This is a genomic window from Agrobacterium sp. MA01, from assembly GCF_009650195.1.
Lineage (GTDB): Bacteria > Pseudomonadota > Alphaproteobacteria > Rhizobiales > Rhizobiaceae > Allorhizobium.
Genome location: NZ_CP045854.1, coordinates 98511 through 119961 on the forward strand (window position 1 = coordinate 98511; position 21451 = coordinate 119961).

Here is a 21451-nt window from a genome sequence, read left to right on the forward strand (position 1 = left end):
TCGTCAAGCCGGAGGCTCGCCCCATGTCATCCCTCACCATCCGCCGCCCCGACGACTGGCATTTGCATCTGCGCGACGGTGCGATGCTGGAAGGCGTGATCGGCGACACGAGCCGCCACTTCGCCCGCGCCATCATCATGCCGAACCTCGTACCGCCGGTGGTAACGACCGATGATGCGCGTGCGTATAGAGAGCGGATCCTGAAGGCGGTGCCACAGGGCGACCGCTTCGAGCCGTTGATGACGCTCTATCTCACGGAACACACCAATCCCGATGACGTGGAAGAGGGCAAACGCTCCGGCCTGATCACGGCGGTGAAGCTCTATCCTGCCGGTGCGACGACCAATTCCCATGGTGGCGTGCGCGACATGGAGAAGGCCATGCCCGTGCTGGAGCGCATGGCAAAGGTCGGGCTGCCGCTCTGCGTCCATGGCGAGGTGACGACGCCCGAAGTCGACATCTTCGACCGCGAAAAGGTCTTTATCGATACGGTTCTCGATCCGCTGCGCAAGCGCCTGCCGGAACTGAAGGTCACGATGGAGCACGTGACCACCGAGGACGGCATCGAGTATATCCGCAGCGCCGAGCGCAATCTCGCCGGCTCGATCACCACCCATCATCTGATCATCAACCGCAACGACATTCTCGTCGGCGGTATCCAGCCGCATTACTATTGCCTGCCGGTTGCCAAGCGCGAGAACCACCGTCAGGCGCTGCGTAAGGCTGCCGTCTCCGGCGATGCCAGGTTCTTCCTCGGTACCGATAGCGCGCCGCATGTCGACCCGCTGAAGGAATGCGCCTGCGGCTGCGCCGGCATCTATACCTCGATCAACACCATGAGCTGCCTTGCCCATGTCTTCGAACAGGAGCATGCGCTCGATAAGCTCGAGGCCTTCACGTCGCTGAACGGACCGGCCTGGTACGGGCTGCCCGCAAACGAAGAGACCATTACCCTGGTGAAGCGCACAGAGCCGGTCGAGTTTCCGGGCAAGATCTTCACGGGCGCCGGGCCGGTGACGGTCTTCAATCCGAAATTCCCGCTGCACTGGGATGTCGCCTGAACCGAAAAATGCCTCGCTGATAACGCGAGGCATTTTTTTGAAGGCGTGGAGGGGCTGAAACAGCCTGCGTCAGGTTCCGAGCGAGCCGAGCTGCGGCCAGAGGCCAAGCACGCCGATAACGATAAGATAGATCGCGACCACATAGTTCAAAAGGCGCGGCATGATGAGAATGAGAATGCCGGCGATGAGAGCGATGAGCGGCTGAATGACGAGCATGTTGTCCATGGAGATTTGTCCTTCGTGGATGGTGAGCCGTAAAGATCTGTCGAGGCTGATTGTTCCATGCCACGCCCATCTGGCGGGTCGCCCGGCTAGCTGCTATTGCCGAAGAAACCAGACAGACAGGAGCCCCCCATGATCCAGACCCCCTTCACCGATCCCGCCGTGATGGCCGAACTCGTGGCGAAGATGCTCTGGGAGATCAAGGCGGTACATTTCAATGCGGCCGAGCCCTACAAGCTCTCCTCGGGCATGAAGAGCCCTGTCTATATCGATTGCCGCAAGCTCCTCTCCTATCCACGCGTTCGCTCCAGTGTCATGGATTTTGCCGCAGCGACGCTCATGCGCAATGCCGGCTTCGAGCAGTTCGACTGCATCGCTGGTGGCGAGACGGCGGGCATTCCCTTCGCAGCACTTCTCGCAGACCGTCTCGGCCTGCCGATGATCTATGTCCGCAAGGCTCCCAAGGGCCACGGCCGCAACGCACAGATCGAGGGCCACATGCCGGAAGGGTCGCGCGTTCTCGTGATCGAGGACCTGACGACCGCCGGCGGCAGCATGTTCAAATTCATCGATGCCATCAGGGCTGCCGGCGGCGTGGTCGATCACGGCATCGCGCTCTTCTTCTACGGCATCTTCCCCGAGGCTCTTGAGCGCTTCGATGATGGCAAGGTGAAGCTCCACTACATCGCCACCTGGCGCAATGTCCTGGCCGTTGCCCGCGACCAGAAGCTGTTCGACGAGAAGACGCTGTCGGAGGTCGAGGCCTTCCTCGATGCCCCGCTCAAATGGTCGGGTCGCAATGGTGGGATTTCGTCACTCGGCTGAGCGAATGCCCAAAGTCGCACTGGAAAATAAGAGCAGCTTCGTTTAAATCGATTGAAACGGAATCCTTGGGAGGTCGAGATGATCCTGTGTTGCGGCGAAGCGCTGATCGACATGTTGCCACGCGAAACCACGCTCGGCGAGCGCGCCTTTGCGCCCTATGCCGGCGGCGCTATCTTCAACACGGCAATTGCGCTTGGCCGTCTGGGCATCAAGACAGGCTTCTTTACCGGCCTCTCCGACGACATGCTGGGCGACATTCTGCGCGACACGCTGAAATCTTCGGGCGTCGATTTCAGCTATTGCGCCACGCTCTCGCGCCCCTGCACGATCGCGCTCGTCAAGCTGACGAACGGCCAGGCATCCTATGCCTTCTACGACGAAAACACGGCCGGCCGGATGATTACCGAAGCCGATCTGCCCGTGCTCGATGATAGCTGTGAGGCCCTGCATTTCGGTGCGATCAGCCTGATCCCGGAACCCTGTGGATCCACCTATGAGGCGCTGATGACCCGCGAGCACAAGACTCGCGTCATCTCGCTCGACCCGAACATCCGCCCCGGCTTCATCAAGGACAAGGCGGCTCACCAGGCCCGCATCGCCCGCATGGCCGATATGTCCGACATCCTGAAATTCTCGGATGAAGACCTCGATTGGTTCGATCTCCAGGGCAGCCAGGACGAACGCGCCGCCCACTGGCTGACGCGCGGCGCCAAGCTCGTGGTGCTCACCAAGGGCGCGGAAGGGGCGACAGCCTACACCGCCAATTTCAAGGTCTCGGTGCCCTCGAACAAGGTCGAAGTCGTCGACACCGTCGGCGCTGGCGATACGTTCGATGCGGGCATTCTGGCTTCCTTGAAGCGTCAGGGATTGCTGACCAAGGAGACGGTAGCAAAGCTCTCGGAAGAGGCTGTGCGCGAGGCCCTGATGGTCGGCGCGAAGGCGGCAGCCGTGACTGTGTCGCGGGCAGGGGCCAACCCGCCAACGGCGGCTGAGATTGGGTTCTGAGACGGACACGACCGCAAGGATCGCCATACGATTTGCGTAGCGTCTTGCAAGGGCGGGGTATATTCGGCCTGCCGATGCCGGGGCATCTCTACATGAATCAACGTAAAGTTGGTGCCGTCCGCGAGAACTAGCAGACGCGCAGGTCACTCCGTTCCGAACAGTAAAATACAGTCTGAAAAATTAAGCCCCGGGCAACGTCTCCACCATAGATTGTGTTTGGCTGTTGGAGGCGGGAAATGAACCTTTATTCGAAGTTTAAGTCATTGTGCTTTGCGGCTTTAATCGCAGCTGCAGGTGTCGCTTCTGCAAAAGCCGGAGAATTCGAAGGGACCTGGCGGCAGGTAGAGTCTAGCGCCGGTGAATGTCGCAAGTGCTCGCTCACCATCACCCGGGTTGGAGATGCGCTTAAAGTCATTGCCAACAACGACTGGTATGCAGCGGCCGTACCTGTTCCTAAACGTACGGCAGCCGAGTTGCCTTCTGCACTGGGCACTGGCGTTTGGCAGAACGGAGGTCAGAAAAAGTCAATGAAAATTGCGCTGATCCGAGATCAGGACGAGCTTCAGGTGCTGCTAATTGTCGGAGGAGGCGCTAGCGCTCAGACGATAGCCGCAACTTTCCGAAAGCGCGTTCAAGCTTCAGGAAGCGGAGGTTAAGGCCACGGTAATCGTGGTTCGAGGCACGATGGCCGAAATCTCTCCGCGAAACTGAGGATCAAAGAGCAGCCTGTTACAGGCAATACCTCGATCCCCCGTCTCCTCACCCCATCTTCCGCTCCGCCAGCGCCGAGACCAGCCCAACCGTCGAGCTGTCATGCCCGGTCGCGGCGACCTTGCCCTGCACTACCGGCAGCAGACCCGTTGCCAGCTCCTTGCCGAGCTCCACGCCCCATTGGTCAAATGAGTTGATGCGGAAGACGACGCCTTCGACGAAGACGCGGTGTTCGTAGAGCGCGATCAGGCGCCCGAGCGTATAGGGGGTCAGCTGCTTGTAGACGAAGGTGATCGACGGGCGATTGCCGGAGAAGACGCGGTGCGGGGCGAGGAAGTCGGCTTCTTCGCTGGCAACACCCTTGGCGGTCAACTGGCTCTTGGCCTCAGACAGCGTGCGGCCCTTCATCAGGGCTTCCGACTGTGCCAGGCAATTGGCGATCAAGAGTTCGTGCTGGTGGCGCAATTCCGGCTCGAAGCCGTTGGCGGCGATCAGGAATTCGGCCGGGATGACGCTCGTGCCCTGGTGGATGAGCTGGTAGAAGGCATGCTGGCCATTGGTGCCGGGTTCGCCCCAGACGACAGGCCCCGACGCGCCCTGGACCGGCTTTCCGTCGATGGTGACGCTCTTGCCGTTCGATTCCATGTCCAGCTGCTGCAGATAGGCCGGGAAGCGTGACAGCCGCTGGTCATAGGGCAGGATCGCCCGCGTCGCATAGTTCAGCACGTTGCGATGATAGACGCCAAGCGCGCCGAGCAGCATCGGCAGGTTCGCACGGAAGGGGGCGTTGCGGAAATGCTCGTCCATGGCATGGCCGCCGGCAAGGAAATCGCCGAAATTGTCGGGCCCGATCGCGATCATCAGCGGCAGGCCGATGGCCGACCAGATCGAATAACGCCCGCCGACCCAATCCCAAAAGCCGAAGACGCGGGCCGGATCGATGCCGAAGGCGGCGACCTTGTCGAGCGCGGTCGACACGGCGCAGAAGTGATGGCCGACGGCCGCTTTGCCTAGCGCACCGGCAATGAAGGCGCGCGCCGTCTGGGCGTTGGTCATCGTCTCGATGGTGGTGAAGGTCTTCGACGCCACGATGAAGAGCGTGGTCTCGGGTGCAAGCGTCTTCAGCGTGTCGGCAATATGCGCGCCGTCGATATTGGAGACGAAATGCAGGCGCGGGCCGTCATGGAAGGGCGAGAGCGCAAGCGTCGCCATGACAGGCCCGAGATCCGAGCCGCCGATACCGATATTGACGACGTCCGTGATCGCCTTGCCGGTGGCACCCTTCATCTCGCCGGAGCGGATGCCATCGGCGAACTTGCCCATGGCGTCGAGCACGCCGTTCACATCAGGCATGACATCGCGCCCATCGACCATGACGGGACGGTTGGAGCGGTTGCGCAGCGCCGTGTGGAGAACGGCGCGCCCCTCGGTGAAATTGATCGGTGCGCCCGAGAACATCTCGTCGCGCTTTTCGGCGACCCCGGCCGTCACCAGCAGCTGCTCGAGCTGATCGAGCACCTCGTCGTTTACGGCGCATTTGGAGTAATCCATCATGAGGTCGTCGAGCGAAGCGGAAAACCGGCTGAAGCGCTCAGGATCGGCGGCAAAGGCGGCGCGCAGGTCTTCGGCATGGGTGGCGGCGACCGTGCTCGTCAGCGTGTCGATGATGGATTGCATCGGAATGTCCCTGGTTCGACGATGATGCCGGGGACCTTATTAGCGACTTGAGACGGGATCAAGACGAAGGGGAGGCTAGAGCCTCCCCAAATTTAAATCGATTTATTTTCCGTCGCGCAACTCGCGCCGCAGGATCTTGCCGACATTGGTTTTCGGCAGTTCGGTGCGGAATTCGATATAGCGCGGCCGCTTGTAGTTGGTGAGATTGGCGGCGCAATGCGCCTTCAGCTCGTCGATGGTCAGGTTCTCGTCCTTCTTGACCACGAAGAGCTTCACCGCTTCGCCCGAATGCTCGTCCGGCACGCCGACGGCAGCACATTCGAGCACGCCGGCATGCATGACAGCCACTTCCTCGATCTCGTTCGGATAGACGTTGAAGCCGGAGACGAGGATCATGTCCTTCTTGCGGTCGACGATCTTCACATAGCCGCGTTCGTCCATGAGGCCCATGTCGCCGGAGCGGAAGAAGCCGTCATCGCTCATCACCTTGGCGGTCTCTTCCGGGCGCTGCCAGTAGCCGGCCATGACCTGTGGGCCGCGGATGCAGATCTCGCCGACTTCGCCGATCGCCATCGTGACACCATCCTCGTCACGGATCTCGATGTCGGTAGAAGGCAGCGGCAGGCCGATCATGCCGGTGAACTCACGCGCATCGAGGCGGTTGACGGTCGCAACCGGCGATGTTTCGGAGAGGCCATAGCCTTCGGTGATCGGACGCCCCGTCATCTCCAGCCAGCGCTCGGCAACCGGTCGCTGGATCGCCATGCCGCCGCCGAGCACAAGCATCAGCGAGGAGAAGTCGATCTTCTTGAATTCCGGATTGTTCATCATCGCGTTGAACAGCGTATTCAGGCCCGGGAAGACATGCGCCTTGAAGCTCTGCAGCTCCTTGATGAAGGCCGGGATGTCGCGCGGATTGGCGATCAGCAGGTTGTGCGCACCGAGCGCCACGCCCATCAGCGAATTCACCGTCAGCGCGAAAATATGATAGAGCGGCAGCGCGCAGACGAAGTTCAGCACGTCAGGGCGGTTCTGCCCGGCAAAGGCGGCTTCCAGCCAGAGCGCGATCTGCTGTTTGTTGGCGAGCAGGTTGGCATGGGTGAGCGTCGCGCCCTTGGAAACCCCCGTGGTGCCGCCGGTATACTGAAGGAAGGCGACATCGCTGGACACCACCTCGACAGGCTTCAGGGTGCGTTTTTCACCTTCGGCCAGCATGGCCTTGAAGCCGGTATTGCCCGGGATCGACCAGGCAGGCACCAGCTTTTTGACCTTGCGCACAACGAGGTTGACGATGTGGCCTTTGAGGCCGAGCATGTCACCCATGGTGCAGACCACGACATGCTTGACGTCGGTACGCGCCACGACCTGCTCGACCGTATGGGCGAAGTTCTCAAGCACGACGATCGCCTTGGCGCCGGAATCTTTGAGCTGGTGCTCGAGTTCGCGCGGGGTGTAGAGCGGGTTGACGTTTACGACCGTCATGCCGGCGCGCAGGATGCCGTAGACGGTGACAGGATTCTGCAGGATGTTCGGCGTCATCACGGCAACGCGGTCGCCCTTGACGAGGCCCTTCGACTGCAGCCAGGCGCCGACCTTGCGGGACTGCTGTTCCAGTTCGCGGAAGGTCATGCCGCGGCCCATGCTGGAGAAGGCGAGGCGGTCGGCAAATTTCGCGCAGCTCGCTTCGAAAAGCGCCCCGAGCGATGGATGCGCATGCGGTGCGATCTCGGCCGGAACCGATGCCGGATAGGAGTTGACCCAGATTTTTTCCGCGGCGCGGCCGCTGAGGCGGCTCAGAGTTTCCGTCATGTAATCCTCCCGAAAATCATTGGTCTGCCGGCACGCCCTTTCGGGACTGGTTCCTCCTCAGGTCCCGAAAGCTTATGCTTTCGCACCGGCAGTGCAAGTGTGAGAACGCTATATAACCTTGACGTAAACGTCAACATTCTGTCGCTTGGCTGTTCAAGTGGTTTGTGGGGAACCATGCTTGAGGGCCACCCGTTACCTCTTTCATCGACAACCAAGAAGGAGGACTTCTCATGTTGCAGGAAAAACGAAACACCGCCGCCGGCCAGGATCCTTACGTCAAGGACACCCCGAGCCTGATCGCCAGCGACAAGGTCGAAGGCACTGCCGTCTATGGCCGCGATGGTGACCGCATCGGCTCCATCCAGCGCGTTATCCTCGAGAAGAAGGGTGGACGCGTTGCCTACGCCGTCCTTGGCTTCGGCGGCTTCTGGGGAATTGGCGACGACTATTATCCGCTCCCCTGGGAAAAGCTCACTTATGACGAGAGCTTGGACGGCTATCGCATCGATCTGACCAAGGAACAGGTCGAGGGTGCGCCGCGCGCCCGCGACGATAGCGATGAGTGGTATCGCAACAATGGTCGCTCGGTCTACGACTACTATGGTGTTCCGCCATACTGGATCTGATCGGCCGATCACCAATCAAATTGCCGGAAGGGCCTCGCAAGTCGGGGCCCTTTTGCCGTTCGTGTCGATGGAATTGGGCAAGGTGGACGGCAGCGTAATCGCGCTGCAGCAGGAGAGACGTCAATCAACCCGCCCGAGCCCGTACTAAAGTTTACGGCACTCGCGCCCGACGGCGCTCATTGCACAGAATGTCTCGGCGGGGAAGGGAAGGGCCTTAGAATATTTCAGGAAATGGTGCCGCTTGCAGGACTCGAACCTGCGACCCCATCATTACGAATGATGTGCTCTACCACCTGAGCTAAAGCGGCCAGCGCTGGAGCGGGAAAAATCCCGTCGCGTTTGGTGAGGGGCTGATACAGGGATTGTCCGCTGATTTCAAGACGCATTTCGGCGGCCGCGGAAAAATTCCGCAGCCGCCCTGTTTGCTTTCCGATTATCAGAGAGGCCAGGACTTCGGCCAGTTTGCAGGATCAACGACCTCGTTTTCGTCGATCTCGGCCGGGCAGTCCCTGAACGCCTCCTCGACGAGCACGAGTTGCGGGCCCATTGCGCCTTTTGCGAATTTCCATTCGTTGTAGGTTCCGCAATCGCCCACGCCGCGTCCCTTGAAGAAGGCGGAGAAGGCCTTCGCCTCGTAATCATAACTCAGATTGAAGGCGCTGGTGACGGCACTCGGTGCGCCCTCCTGCATCGTCGGGAAAGGCAGTGTAGATACCGTGCCATAGACTTCCACGAAGACGGCATAGGGAAAGTTGTAGGCGCCGCCCATGCCGCAGGGCGTAATATAAAGTGTCTGCTCCTCGGCGATTTTGTGGGCAAGCGCGTTGCCGTCAAGCATGGCTTCTTCCGTTTCCGCACATTCGCCCCCATCGGCGAAGCGGGCGCGGACTGTTTCGGGGAAGTCAGCGAAGCGGCGGATGTCCGATACCGGCGGCGGCGGATTCGGGGCCTTGTCGCCCTTGGCGCTCATGGCATCGACGTGACCGACACGTTTCTGGAACTCGTCGATGAACAGCAGGCTCGCGGCAGCACCCGCAAGCGGGACGTCGCCTTCGGCAGTCATTTGACTGCGGGAAATGGTGATCTTGGCCGTTGTGCCGTTTTTCAGGCTGTCGATCAGGCCGCTGCCGATGAAGTCGCCGGACAGCGAGAGAGCCTGCGCATTTGCGTCGATCGCGATTTCGCTGTCCTTGAAGGTTGCTGGCGCACCGCCGTCGATCGAAATCGCAACAGTCAGCTCACCCTCATCCTCAAGAAGAGCACTCTCGGAAGGGGAAATCAAAAGCGCGACGGGCGCTTCCGGCAAGCCACTGCGCTGCAGCTCCAAGCCCGAGATGGGGTTGTCGGAGATGAATTGGCGCATGCTGCAGGACTGCGTCTGCGAGCAACTCACCTGCCAGGATTTGAACTCCTTGTAGGCGCCGTCGGCAGCGTTGACGGCAAAGGAGCTGCCGGCCAGAGCGGCAAGCGTTAGGCTCAAAGTGGATAGACGCATATGGGGTCCCCGCAAATCAGTGTTGCGGGGACGCTAGCAGCGGCAGTCTCAGCCGCAAATCGCCTTTTTTGCGCCTATATATTCGCGCTCAAACCGATCGACCACGGCAGCGACCGGCTCGACGGCCTTCACCGCCCCGATGCCCTGGCCGCAGCCCCAGATGTCCTTCCAGGCCTTGGCGCCTGTGGTCGCCTTGTCGAAGTCCATCTTCGAGGGATCGGCTACCGGCAGATTATCAGGGTCCATGCCGGCGGCGACGATCGATGGCTTCAGATAGTTGCCGTGAATGCCGGTAAAGTAGTTGGAGTAGACAATGTCGTTGGCATGCGCATCGACGATCGCCTGCTTGTATTCGTCAGACGCACGCGCTTCTTCCGTCGCAATGAAGGGCGAGCCGATATAGGCCATGTCGGCGCCCATTGCCTGGGCAGCGAGCACCGCACCGCCATTGGCAATCGCGCCGGCGAGCAAAAGCGGTCCATTGAACCATTCACGGATTTCCTGGACGAGGGCAAAAGGCGAGAGCGTTCCGGCGTGGCCGCCCGCTCCCGTCGCCACCGCAATCAGCCCGTCTGCGCCCTTGCGGATCGCCGAATTGGCATGGCGGTTGTTGATCACGTCATGCAGCACGATACCGCCATAGGAATGCACCGCGGCATTCACCTCCGGCACGGCGCCGAGCGAGGAGATGACGATGGGCACCTTGTATTTCACGCACATCATCAGGTCATGCTCGAGCCGCTTGTTCGACATGTGCACGATCTGGTTAACTGCGAAGGGGGCGGCCGGGCGATCCGGGTTCTTCGCATTGTGAGCGGCGAGTTCCTCGGTGATTTCGGCCAGCCATTCGTCGAGTTGCGCCTCCGGCCGGGCATTCAGCGCCGGGAACGAGCCGACGATTCCCGCCTTGCACTGGGCGAGCGTCAGTTTCGGATGTGATATGATGAAGAGCGGCGAGGCGACGACGGGGAGCCTCAGATTGTCTTTCAGGATCGGCGGCAGGGCCATCACTTCACCTCCCATGAAGTTTACGTTTACGCAAACGTCAAATAGCAGAACATGGACGGCGAGGAAAGCCGGTCCTATGCTCGACGGTCATGCAAGCGTCGGATCCCGGAAATGCTGACATTGCCCACGCAGCCTCATTCCTGTGTTTATTCGGCGCCATACGGGTTTTCCGGGCTTGTGCTTGAAATATCCAGAGTTTACCGAATCGAAACTATGATTGCGATGTGGCTGGGGCGATCCCCGAAGGAGTATGGCGGCCAATGAGTGGATTGGAAACGGCCATCAGGAACGCCCTGGCGCGCGCCGACCGTTCGAATGCGGAGGCCCGCGCCCGGGTCTATCAGTCTGCCCGTCAGGCGCTCGAAACGGGTCTGCGCAAGCAGAACATCGACGACCCCGAATCCATAGACTATCAGCGCCGCCGACTGGAGGCGCTCATCCATTCCATCGAGCTCGAAGAGCGCACGCGTCTGGAAGTGCGTCCCGAACCTTCGGTGCCTCACCCGGCCGCACCGGTGGCGGCGCCGTCACAGCGGGCTGCCGAGCCGACGGCACCAACGCCGCCCGATCGGCGAACCGGTCGTGTCGAGCCCGGCTTCGCCGCGGGTGATCCGCCAGTCGGCGCCCAGACAGGCTACCGCGAGCCTTCTTTCGACGAAGAGCCCGAAATCGCGGCGAGGGCGTCTGTTGACGCTCATGCCGATGATGAAGGGCCAATGCCGGACATGCGGTCCGAGCGTCCCCTGCAGGCACCGCGCCGGCGCCGCGGGATTGTGGCTCGACTGACCATCATGTCGATTTTCTTGGCGACGCTCGGGATCGGCGCATGGTGGATCTACTCCTCCGGGCTGCTGCTCACGGAGGCCGAGCGCGACACCTCGGTGCCCAATCCGCCGCCGCGCGCCGAAGCCGAAGACTTTACCGGAGCACCCGAGACGACTTCCCCGTCGGAGCCTGCCGGGCCGCAGGCGCTCGATGCACGCGGTGGCTTCTCGGATGACTGGATCGAGGTCTTTGCGCCGCAGCAGGTCTCGGCGCTTCGTCCCCGCGCCAATGCGCTCGTCGATATTGTCACGGCCAGCGACGGCAGTGCCGCCCAGATCGTCTCGCGCAGCGGTGACGAGGCTGGCGTGATCGAAGTGACCGTGCCGACGGAGGTTCTGCGTGAAATGGCAGGCCGCACCTCCACGATTGCGCTCACTGTGCAGTCGATTGATGACGAGCCTGTGCAGATCTCGGTCGAATGCGATTTCCCGCGCATGGGCGACTGTCCGCGCCACCGCTTCACGGTCAACCCGCAAAAGCTCGATGCGCTGTTCCGCGTCTCCTTCGACAACGGCATGGCACCGTCCACTCCGGGCCGCCTCTTGATCAATGCGGATCTCTCAGGCAGCGGACGCGGCGTGAACCTCTACGCGATCCGCGTGCTGCCCGGCCAGTGACAGTCACGCGGGCTTGAGGCGGGGTGCGGCTGGCTCCCCCCAAAAGATAAAGGTCACTTCAGGAAGTCGGGGCCGCTGCCGATGATCTTCTTGTCGAGCTTGCCGATCTTCTCGACATCCTTGCCTTCGTAATCGAGCGACAGCAGCATGTGGCGGATGAGGTTCAACCGCGCGCGGCGCTTGTCATTGGCGTGCAACACCGTCCACGGCGCGCGCTCGGTGTGGGTTTCCTTCAACATCCGGTCGCGCTTCTTCGTGTAATCGTCCCATTTGTGCAGGGCTGCAATATCCATTGGTGAGAGCTTCCAGCACTTCAGGGGATCGTGACGACGGTCATGGAAGCGCTTGAGCTGCATTTCCTGGCCGGTATCCAGCCAGAACTTGAAGAACCGGATGCCCTCCCGTTCGATCAGCTTCTCGAAGCGCGGCACCTGCTCGAGAAAGCTCTCGTACTGGTCGGGCGTGCAGAAGCCCATGACCGGTTCGACACCGGCGCGGTTATACCAGGAGCGGTCAAAGAGCACGAACTCGCCGGCCGTTGGAAAGTGCGAGACATAGCGCTGGAAATACCATTGACCGCGCTCTGTTTCGGTCGGCTTGGTCAAGGCGACCACGCGAGCGGAGCGGGGGTTCATATAAGAAAGTGTCGCATGGATGGCGCCGCCCTTGCCGGCGGCATCCCGGCCCTCGAACAAGGCCATGACGCGTTCGCCGGTCTTCTGCATCCAGAACTGCACCTTCACCAGCTCGATCTGCAGCTGGGTGAGTTCCTTTGCGTAGTTCTTTTCGGAGAGCTTCTTGTCATAGGGAAAGCCACCGGACTTAAGCGCCTTGTCTTCGATCCAGTCCGGCAGGTCCGGCAGTTCGATGTCGAAGACCTGCTGGGTTTCACCGACCGAGAGGGTAACTGCCCTCTTTTCCGTTTGCGCGTCCATCCTCGGCTCCCTTTGTCTTGCTCGTTTCGATGGTCTTAATTGAGCCCAAGCCGAAATGAAGTTCAAGCATCTCGGTTCCATCTTGCGGCACATCGATCTATCCGCCGGGGAAAGGGCCCGGCAAGTGATGGCACAGCAGTGTAACTTCTGTCATGAATCAGGGCTATCAGACTTGGACAATGACAGGGCGGAGAATGCGCGCGCATGCAGGATGATAGGGGTGACGGTTGGCGCAAGGATCTCCGGCGGCTGCTTTCGGCCTGGGTCTATATTCTCGCTGCCGCTGTCCTTTCGGTCAGTGCCTGGGCGACCGGTGCTGCCACCGGCTATGCGATACTGCTGTTCGTCCTGCTCTTCCTGCTCGTGGTTTTTCGGCAGCTGCCCGAGGACGACACGCCGGCTGCGCCGACGCTAACCGTTGCGGAGCCCGATCCGCCGGCTGATCCGCTTCCCCTTATCCTTGCATCGCTCGACGGCCTCGACATGCCGATCTTCGTCCTCAGTCCTGAGGCCGAGTTGATTGCCCAGAACCAGGCCGCTCAGAAGGTGTTCGGCGAGCTCGTCGTCGGCCTGCATGTCTCGACCCGTTGGCGCTCCCCCGGGATCCTCGACATGATCCGGGAGACGATCGAAACCGCTCAGCCCAACCAGATCGAGCACTCCGAGCGTCACCCTTCCGAACGAGTCTATGTGGTGCGGGTCGCGCCGATCGATGCCGACAAGGCGGCTGGCGCATCCTATTTCCTTCTGTCGTTCAAGGATATCTCGGAGCTTCGCCGTCTCGATCGCATGCGCAGCGACTTCGTTGCCAATGCCAGTCACGAATTGCGCACGCCGCTCGCATCGCTGCGCGGGTTTATCGAAACCATGCAGGGGCCGGCCCGCGACGATGCGAAGGCCAAGGACCGGTTTCTCGCCATCATGCTCGATCAGGCAAACCGCATGAGCCGCCTGGTGGACGATCTCCTGTCCCTGTCGCGGCTGGAGCTCAAGGCCCATGTCGCACCGGACCAGAGGGTGGAGCTCGCGCCGATCCTTGGCCATGTCAGGGACAGCCTCGCTCCGCTGGCAGCCGAGCTCGGCGTCGAGATCCGCCTCGATCTCCCCGAGGAGAAGATCGAAGTCTTGGGTGAGCGCGACGAGCTCGTTGAGGTCTTCGAAAACCTGATCGAAAACGCCTGCAAATACGGTCAAGACGGCGAAGTGGTCGAAGTTGCGCTCCGCCGCGATGCTGGCGGTGCGACGGAGGTCAGCGTCCGCGACCACGGTCCTGGCATTCCCGCGGAACATGTACCGCGCCTGACCGAACGATTTTACCGCGTCAATGTCGAGGACAGCCGTTCGAAAAAGGGGACCGGGCTCGGCCTTGCGATTGTCAAGCATATCCTCACGCGCCATCGGGCGCGGCTCGTGGTGAAGTCGGAATTGGGCAGTGGCAGCGTCTTCACCGTGCGCTTCTGACACATTCAGCCGAAGAAGTCGGGCCTTCTGAAAATTTCCCGTTAAATTTCAGAGGCTTGAATTGTCACAAATGTTTCATTGAACTGACATAAAAGCAAAGCCGAAGAGCCGCTAAGACGTCTCTGCCGGGCCGCGACGGACGCGATTGCGGCCACAGACACAAAAACTCATCCACGGGAGAGTATGATGAACATTCTGAAAATTTCTGTTGCGGCGCTGGTCGCCTCCGTTGCCTTCACTGGCGCGGCTGCAGCTCGTGATCAGGTCCAGGTTACCGGTTCCTCGACCGTGCTGCCGTATTCCACCATCGTTGCCGAAGCTTTCGGCGAAAACTTCTCTTTCCCGACGCCGGTCGTTGAAGGCGGCGGTTCGGGTGCTGGCCGCAAGAAGCTTTGCGAAGGCGTTGGCGCCAACACAGTTGACATCGCCAACTCGTCCTCGCGCATGTCCAAGGGTGACTACGAGCTCTGCGTATCGAACGGCGTGACCGAAATCATGGAAGTTCGCTTCGGCTATGACGGCATTGTCTTCGCTTCCGACATCAACGGTCCTGAATTCGCCTATACCCCGGCTGACATTCATGGCGCGCTCGCTGCCAAGGTTGCCAAGGACGGCGCTCTGGTCGACAACGCCAACAAGACCTGGGCTGATGTGAACTCTGCTCTGCCGGCACAGGACATCATGGTTTTTGTACCGGGCACCAAGCACGGCACGCGCGAAGTGTTTGACGAAAAGGTCATCATCGCCGGCTGCAAGGCATCGGGCGTGTATGACCTGCACCTCGCTGCTTCCACGGCTGCTGACGACAAGGCGAAGGCCTCTGAAGCCAGTAAGGCTTGCATGGCGCTGCGCACCGATGGCGTTTCTATCGACATCGACGGTGACTACACCGAGACGCTCGCCCGCGTTGACGCCAACAAGAACGGCATCGGCGTGTTCGGTCTGTCGTTCTACCAGAACAACACCGACAAGCTGCGCGTTGCTACGATGAACGGCGTTATCCCGACGACTGAAGCAATTGCAAAGGGTGAATATCCTGTTTCGCGCCCGCTGTTCTTCTACGTCAAGAAGGCTCACCTTGGCGTGATCCCAGGCCTCCAGGAATATGTCGACTTCTTCGTATCGGACGACATGGCTGGTCCTGACGGCCCGCTGGCTGCCTATGGCCTCGTGTCGGACCCAGAACTGAAGAAGACCCAGGAAATGGTTGCCGCTGGTACGCCGATGGCGCCGGTAGAGTGATCCTTATCTGACACAGGAGGGCGCCACGAGGCGCCCTCCTTCCTCTTGCGAAAACCGGATTTCCCATGAGCGTCGGCATTCTGTCCTTAATCCTACTGACATTGGCCGTGATTGGCTTTTTCTTTGGCAGGCGACGCGCGATGCAGAGCGCGAACGGCGATGCCCGGAACCTTCATTCGCTGCCGGGCTATTATGGTCAGACTGTTGCCTTGTTTACGGCAGTGCCTGCCTTCCTGCTGATGGCCATCTGGCTTGTCGCGCAGCCTTTGTGGATCGACTCGCGCATTGTCGGTCTGCTGGGTTCGCAGGTGGCATTCGACGCCACATCCACGACGCTTGCGGTCGAAGACGTGCGCCGCATCGCCGATGGCCTTGACGCCCTGCAGCAGCGATCCGGCTTGTCTGACGATGAATTGCAGAACATGCGGGCTGATTTTTCGGACGTTCGGGGGCGCCTGGCCGAGGTCGGGGTTGCTTTGGGTGCAGAAGTCCGGCCTGAAATCTTCGAGGCCGCCAAGGAATACCGCGTCATGCAGCGCTCTGGCGCAACGATGATGACGGTTGCCGTCTTGGTCCTCGCGGTGTCGGGCTTCATCTTCGCCTTCATGCGCGTTCACCGTGACTTCCGTGCCCGGAATGTGTCGGAAACCTTTGTGCGCTGGCTGTTGATCGCCTCGGCCGGCGTGGCGATCCTGACTACTTTCGGCATCGTGATGTCTCTCCTCTCAGAGAGTATCCGCTTCTTTGGACTTTATCCCATCTGGGACTTCTATTTTGGCTTGACCTGGAACCCGCAGTTCCGCGGCGGTTCCGAACTTGGTCTGATCCCGCTTCTATGGGGTACGCTCTACATTAGTTTCGTTTCGATGTGTGTAGCCGTTCCAATTGGCCTGTTCGCGGCGATTTACACGGCAGAATATGCCTCGCCGCGGGTCCGCTCAGTGGTCAAACCGGTGATTGAAGTGATCGCCGGCATCCCGACCGTCGTGTTCGGCCTGTTTGCACTGGTGACCGTCGGCCCGTTCCTGCGCGACTATTTCGCCATGCCATTTGGTCTCGGTAATTCGGGGTCCTCGGTTCTCACCGCCGGGCTCGTGATCGGCATCCTCAACATCCCCTTCATCTCGTCGCTGGCCGATGACATCATCAATTCCGTGCCGCAGTCGATGCGCGACGGGGCTCTGGGCCTGGGTTCGACGAAATCCGAGACCATCCGCAGGGTCGTGCTGCCTGCGGCCCTTCCCGGCATTGTCGGGGCTGTCCTGCTCGCCGCCAGCCGTGCAATCGGCGAAACCATGATCGTGGTCATGGGGGCAGGGGCAGCCGCCAAGCTGGACTTGAACCCCTTCCAGGCCATGACGACGATCACCGTGAAGATCGTCAGTCAGTTGACGGGTGACCTTGCCTTTGACTCGCCGGAGACGCTCGTGGCCTTCGCGCTTGGCCTAACGCTGTTCGTGATTACGCTTGGGCTCAACATCTTCGCGCTTTGGATCGTGCGCAAATACCGGGAACAATACGAATGACCGACATCATCGATCGCACTCCTTTCGCAATGCCGCAGGCCGGCAGTTCGCTCATGAGCGAGACCCCGCTGATGAAGCGTCGCAATGCCGCAGAAATTCGGTTCCGCATGTATGGTGTCGCTGCGATCGTGATCGCGCTGCTCACCCTGGCGATCATGCTGTTCACCATTATCCGTGACGGCTCTTCGGCATTCGTTCAGGCGACGATCAGCTATCCCGTCGTGATCGACGCTGCGGTCGTGGACAAGACCGGTTCGCGCGATCCGGCGCAGATGGCTTCGGTGACGACGATCGGCTACGCGCGCATCTTGGGTGATTCTCTGGTCAAGCATCTGGCCGAAGAGGGTATTGCAGTCGAGGGCATGTCCCGAAAGGAAGTCACCGACATGATTTCCAAGGATGCTCCGGCTCGGCTGCGCGACACTGTCCTGGCCGATCCGTCACTGGTAGGCCAGACGATCACTGTGAACGTTTTCGCCACAGGCCGCGTGGATGGCTATCTCAAGGGTCGCGTGACGCGCGAGATCGCTGAACGGGATTCCAATGTGACGCCGGCACAGCTGGACTTGACCGACAAGATGGTGGAAGCAGGCATACTTGAGACGAAGTTCAACTGGAGCTTCATCACGGCGCCTGATGCGTCCGACTTGCGCCCGGAAGCCGCGGGCCTTGGCATCGCCATTATGGGCACCGCCTACATGATGTTTCTGGTGGTGATCATGTCCTTGCCTCTCGGCGTGGCTGCCGCGATCTATCTCGAGGAATTCGCGCCGCGAAACTGGTTCACCGATTTGATCGAAGTGAACATCTCGAACCTTGCTGCCGTGCCGTCGATCGTTTTCGGTATCCTTGGACTTGCGGTCTTCATCAACTTCGTAGGGCTCCCGGCATCCTCCCCGATTGTCGGGGCGCTGGTCATCACGTTGATGTCGCTGCCGACCATCATCATTGCGACGCGCGCCGCGATCCGCGCGGTACCGCCGTCCATTCGCGATGCCGCTTTGGGCGTCGGAGCGTCGAAGATGCAGACTGTGTTCCACCATGTCCTGCCTCTGGCCGCGCCCGGCATCATGACCGGAGCGATCCTCAGCCTCGCATCCGCAGCGGGTGAAACCGGCCCGCTGCTGCTGATCGGCATGGTTGCCTACGTGGCGAACTATCCGGCGGGACCGTTTGAAGGTGGCTTCCTAGACCCGGCCAGCGCACTCCCGGTACAGGTCTATTCCTGGGCGTCGCGTGCCGATCCGGCTTTTATCGAACGGTCGTCGGGTGCCATCATCGTTCTGCTGCTCTTCCTGCTGGTCATGAACATCCTTGCCATTGTCCTGCGCCGCCGTTTCGAGCGCCGTTGGTAAATCCCTGAAGGACACCCCGAATGTATCACGCATCCATATTGACGGAGACTTCCGTGAACCAGCCCAAAATCAAGATCACCGCCCGTGGCGTGCAGGTGTACTACGGCGAAAAACATGCCTTGAAGGATGTCAACGTCGACATACGGGATCGCGCTGTAACGGCCTTCATCGGCCCATCGGGTTGCGGCAAGTCGACCTTCCTGCGCTGCTTGAACCGGATGAACGACACGGTGTCGATCGCCCGCGTCTCGGGTGATATCCAGATCGATGGCGAAGACATTTACGACAGCCGGGTCGATCCCGTGCAATTGCGTGCCAAGGTGGGCATGGTCTTCCAGAAGCCCAACCCCTTCCCGAAGTCGATCTATGAAAACGTGGCCTATGGGCCGCGCATCCATGGTCTCGCCGCCAAGAAGGCCGACATGGACGAAATCGTCGCGACGTCTTTGCAGAAAGCCGGCCTCTGGAACGAGGTAAAGGATCGACTGCAGGAAACCGGCACCGGTCTGTCCGGCGGCCAGCAGCAGCGTCTGTGCATCGCCCGTGCGATCGCGGTCAGCCCGGAAGTCATCCTGATGGACGAGCCCTGCTCGGCGCTCGATCCGATCGCGACCGCCAAGGTCGAGGAGCTGATTCACGAACTGCGTGAAAATTTCACGATCGTCATCGTGACGCACTCCATGCAGCAGGCAGCCCGCGTCTCGCAGCGTACCGCCATGTTCCACCTTGGCGAACTGGTCGAGGAAAACGACACCGACAAGATGTTCACGAATCCGGATGACCAGCGCACCCAGGACTACATCATGGGCCGCTTCGGCTGAGCCTCCAGGTCACCCTCGGCTCACCTCAAATTCAAGGACGTTTCTCATGGGCTCCTCTCACATCTACTCTGCCTTCGACGATGAACTGAAGTTCCTGATGCGCCGCATTTCCGAAATGGGCGGTCTGGCGGAACAGATGGTCGCCGAAAGCGTGCGTGCTCTGGTCAACTCCGACGCCGCCCTCGCCCAGAAGGTGATCTCCGACGACGTGCTCATGGATGCCATGGAACGTGAGATCGGCGACAAGGCCATCGTTACGATCGCTAAGCGTCAGCCGGTCGCATCCGACCTGCGTGAGATCATCGGTGCCCTTCGCATCGCTGCCGATCTCGAGCGTGTCGGCGACCTCGGCAAGAGCAATTCCAAGCGCGTTGTGGCCATCCAGGCGACCGGCGTGCCGCGCAAACTCGCGCGTGGCCTCGAACATCTCTCCGACCTGGCACTCGCCCAGCTCAAGGAAGTGCTCGATGTCTACACGACCCGCTCGGCTGAGAAGGCGAAATCGATCCGTGACCGCGACGAAGAGATTGACGCGATCTACACCTCGCTGTTCCGGGAACTCCTGACCTACATGATGGAAGACCCGCGCAACATCACCAGTTGCACGCATCTTCTGTTCTGCGCCAAGAACATCGAGCGCATCGGCGACCATGCGACCAACATCGCGGAAACCATCTACTACATGACCACCGGCGCCCAGCCGGAAGGTGAGCGACCGAAGGAAGATCTGACGTCTTCCGTCGGCGCGATCACCGAGTGACGTTGGCCAGCGAGGTTTGTTTTTGATGCAGCCGAAGATTGCCGTGGTAGAAGACGAGGAGGCCTTGTCCGTCCTCCTACGCTATAACCTCGAAGCCGAGGGGTATGAGGTCGAGACGATTCTGCGAGGTGACGAAGCCGAGATCCGGCTTCAGGAGCGCGTGCCGGATCTGCTGATCCTGGACTGGATGCTTCCGGGCGTCTCCGGCATCGAGCTGTGCCGCCGGTTGCGTGTCCGACCCGAGACCGAGCGTCTGCCGATCATCATGCTGACGGCGCGCGGCGAGGAAAGCGAGCGCGTGCGTGGTCTGGCGACAGGTGCCGACGACTATGTCGTCAAGCCATTCTCGACCCCGGAACTGATGGCACGCGTCAAGGCCATGCTGCGGCGTGCAAAGCCCGAAGTTCTGTCCAGCGTCTTGCGCTGCGGCGACATCGAGCTCGATCGCGAGACGCATCGGGTGCATCGCAAGAGCCGCGAGGTCCGTCTCGGGCCGACCGAGTTCCGCCTTCTGGAGTTCCTGATGGCGTCGCCTGGCCGGGTCTTCTCTCGCTCGCAGCTTCTCGACGGAGTCTGGGGCCACGACATCTATGTCGATGAACGTACGGTCGACGTGCATGTCGGTCGCCTGCGCAAGGCGCTCAACTTCTCCAACATGCAGGATGTCATCCGCACCGTTCGCGGTGCCGGCTATTCGATGGAAGCCTGACAAGTCGAACCCACCATGGGGCAAGGGCCGCGCGGATTGTCCGCTGCGGCCCTTTTTCGCGGGCGACAGGCGGCAACGAAAAACGGGCCCCGAGGGACCCGTTTAATGCTCTAAGCTTCGCTTGATATCAGCGGGCTGCCTTGCGGCGTTCGCTCACCGGCTGATAGGCGAGCTTCGCGTGATAGGTGCAGTAGGGCGCGCTGTCAGCGATTTCGCAGCCGCAGAAGTGGAAATCGTCCTTCATCGGATCGCCGATCGGCCACTTGCAAGTGCGCTCGGTCAGTTCCGTCAGGGCGAGGCGCCGCGAAATCGGCACGACAACGTTCAGCGGGCGCCGAACTTCGACTTCCTCGTAAGCCTCGACCTCGATCTCTTCCTTCAGCATTGTCGCACCAGCTGCACGGGTCACGGTACGCGTGGTCGTGGCTGCCGCGGGGCGGTTCTGGAAGGTCGCCGGACGCTGGGTCTGCGCCGGACGTTTTGCCGGACGTGCCGCAGTCGAGCTTCCGCCTGCCTTGGCCCGACCCGGAAGGTTCAGTCGGTGTACCTTGCCGATAACGGCATTTCGGCTCACGCCACCGAGTTGTGCCGCAATCTGGCTTGCGCTGAGGCCTTCGGCCCACAGCCGTTTCAGTCTTTCGACCCTGTCGTCACTCCATTGCGCAGTTGTCATGCCACTTCTCTCCGCCGCTCGCGTCTGTCATGGCAGAATCCGTCACCCCTGCTTCGAACGAATTCGAAACATAACCGCCTCGTTACTG

The 21451-nt window shown here is 60.8% G+C and carries 20 protein-coding genes and 1 tRNA gene; 13 read left to right on the forward strand and 8 right to left on the reverse strand.

Annotation, left to right across the window (positions count from 1 at the left end):
- Positions 1-23: 23 nt before the first annotated feature.
- The gene (gene pyrC, locus GH983_RS00470; RefSeq protein ID WP_153761337.1) at positions 24-1061 is read left to right on the forward strand and encodes a dihydroorotase; all 1038 of its coding nucleotides are present in this window, start codon (positions 24-26) and stop codon (positions 1059-1061) included.
- A gap of 69 nt (positions 1062-1130) precedes the next feature.
- Here pyrC and GH983_RS00475 read toward each other — a convergent pair whose 3' ends face one another.
- Positions 1131-1286, reverse strand: a complete 156-nt coding sequence (locus GH983_RS00475) for a DUF3096 domain-containing protein (RefSeq protein ID WP_069042418.1) — start codon at positions 1284-1286, stop codon at positions 1131-1133.
- Between the two features lie 129 nt (positions 1287-1415).
- Here GH983_RS00475 and GH983_RS00480 point away from each other — a divergent pair, with 129 nt between their 5' ends.
- From GH983_RS00480 to GH983_RS00490, 3 genes are all read left to right on the forward strand, one after another.
- Positions 1416-2108, forward strand: a complete 693-nt coding sequence (locus GH983_RS00480; RefSeq protein WP_153761338.1) for an orotate phosphoribosyltransferase — start codon at positions 1416-1418, stop codon at positions 2106-2108.
- A gap of 78 nt (positions 2109-2186) precedes the next feature.
- Positions 2187-3113: a carbohydrate kinase gene (locus tag GH983_RS00485; protein ID WP_153761339.1), complete on the forward strand. Its 927-nt coding sequence runs from the start codon at positions 2187-2189 to the stop codon at positions 3111-3113.
- Between the two features lie 236 nt (positions 3114-3349).
- Positions 3350-3769: a hypothetical protein gene (locus GH983_RS00490; protein WP_153761340.1), complete on the forward strand. Its 420-nt coding sequence runs from the start codon at positions 3350-3352 to the stop codon at positions 3767-3769.
- A 103-nt stretch (positions 3770-3872) separates the two neighbouring features.
- On the opposite strand, the gene pgi is transcribed toward GH983_RS00490, so the two are convergent.
- Together pgi and GH983_RS00500 are read right to left on the reverse strand one after the other, a co-directional pair.
- Positions 3873-5501 (reverse strand): glucose-6-phosphate isomerase, encoded by a 1629-nt coding sequence (gene pgi, locus GH983_RS00495; protein WP_153761341.1) that lies wholly within the window; start codon positions 5499-5501, stop codon positions 3873-3875.
- Positions 5502-5603: 102 nt separating this feature from the next.
- The gene (locus GH983_RS00500; protein WP_069042414.1) at positions 5604-7310 is read right to left on the reverse strand and encodes a long-chain fatty acid--CoA ligase; all 1707 of its coding nucleotides are present in this window, start codon (positions 7308-7310) and stop codon (positions 5604-5606) included.
- Between the two features lie 230 nt (positions 7311-7540).
- Between GH983_RS00500 and GH983_RS00505 the strand changes: the two genes are divergently transcribed.
- Entirely contained in the window at positions 7541-7936 is a 396-nt protein-coding gene (locus GH983_RS00505) for a PRC-barrel domain-containing protein (protein ID WP_054149088.1), read from the forward strand.
- A gap of 232 nt (positions 7937-8168) precedes the next feature.
- Here GH983_RS00505 and GH983_RS00510 read toward each other — a convergent pair.
- The 3 genes from GH983_RS00510 to GH983_RS00520 form a co-directional block, all read right to left on the reverse strand.
- Positions 8169-8244 (reverse strand) — tRNA-Thr (locus GH983_RS00510).
- A 128-nt stretch (positions 8245-8372) separates the two neighbouring features.
- Complete coding sequence (locus tag GH983_RS00515) at positions 8373-9431, reverse strand: DUF1176 domain-containing protein (protein WP_153761342.1); 1059 nt, start codon at positions 9429-9431, stop codon at positions 8373-8375.
- A gap of 48 nt (positions 9432-9479) precedes the next feature.
- Positions 9480-10439 (reverse strand): nitronate monooxygenase family protein, encoded by a 960-nt coding sequence (locus GH983_RS00520; protein ID WP_153761343.1) that lies wholly within the window; start codon positions 10437-10439, stop codon positions 9480-9482.
- Between the two features lie 260 nt (positions 10440-10699).
- Between GH983_RS00520 and GH983_RS00525 the strand changes: the two genes are divergently transcribed.
- Entirely contained in the window at positions 10700-11881 is a 1182-nt protein-coding gene (locus GH983_RS00525; protein ID WP_069042411.1) for a hypothetical protein, read from the forward strand.
- A gap of 53 nt (positions 11882-11934) precedes the next feature.
- Here GH983_RS00525 and ppk2 read toward each other — a convergent pair whose 3' ends face one another.
- Positions 11935-12816 carry a polyphosphate kinase 2 gene (gene ppk2 / locus GH983_RS00530; protein WP_054149084.1) on the reverse strand — a complete coding sequence of 294 codons (882 nt, stop codon included), beginning with the start codon at positions 12814-12816 and terminating at the stop codon, positions 11935-11937.
- Positions 12817-13020: 204 nt separating this feature from the next.
- On the opposite strand from ppk2, the gene phoR reads away from it, so the two are divergent.
- From phoR to phoB, 7 genes are all read left to right on the forward strand, one after another.
- Complete coding sequence (gene phoR / locus GH983_RS00535) at positions 13021-14277, forward strand: phosphate regulon sensor histidine kinase PhoR (protein ID WP_153761344.1); 1257 nt, start codon at positions 13021-13023, stop codon at positions 14275-14277.
- Between the two features lie 186 nt (positions 14278-14463).
- A complete protein-coding gene (locus tag GH983_RS00540) occupies positions 14464-15519 on the forward strand; it encodes a substrate-binding domain-containing protein (RefSeq protein WP_054149083.1) in 1056 nt (351 codons plus the stop codon).
- A 65-nt stretch (positions 15520-15584) separates the two neighbouring features.
- Entirely contained in the window at positions 15585-17045 is a 1461-nt protein-coding gene (pstC, locus tag GH983_RS00545; RefSeq protein WP_054149082.1) for a phosphate ABC transporter permease subunit PstC, read from the forward strand.
- Positions 17042-18400, forward strand: coding sequence for a phosphate ABC transporter permease PstA (pstA, locus tag GH983_RS00550; protein ID WP_153761345.1), 1359 nt, complete (start codon positions 17042-17044; stop codon positions 18398-18400). Before pstC ends, pstA begins: the two co-directional genes overlap by 4 nt.
- Positions 18401-18420: 20 nt before the next feature.
- Positions 18421-19221 carry a phosphate ABC transporter ATP-binding protein PstB gene (gene pstB, locus GH983_RS00555; protein WP_054149080.1) on the forward strand — a complete coding sequence of 267 codons (801 nt, stop codon included), beginning with the start codon at positions 18421-18423 and terminating at the stop codon, positions 19219-19221.
- Between the two features lie 46 nt (positions 19222-19267).
- On the forward strand, positions 19268-19981 hold the full coding sequence (gene phoU / locus GH983_RS00560; RefSeq protein WP_054149079.1) for a phosphate signaling complex protein PhoU: 714 nt from the start codon (positions 19268-19270) through the stop codon (positions 19979-19981).
- Between the two features lie 25 nt (positions 19982-20006).
- A complete protein-coding gene (gene phoB, locus GH983_RS00565) occupies positions 20007-20690 on the forward strand; it encodes a phosphate regulon transcriptional regulator PhoB (protein WP_006727960.1) in 684 nt (227 codons plus the stop codon).
- 127 nt (positions 20691-20817) lie between these two features.
- On the opposite strand, the gene GH983_RS00570 is transcribed toward phoB, so the two are convergent.
- The gene (locus GH983_RS00570; protein ID WP_069042407.1) at positions 20818-21363 is read right to left on the reverse strand and encodes a GcrA family cell cycle regulator; all 546 of its coding nucleotides are present in this window, start codon (positions 21361-21363) and stop codon (positions 20818-20820) included.
- Positions 21364-21451: the final 88 nt, after the last annotated feature.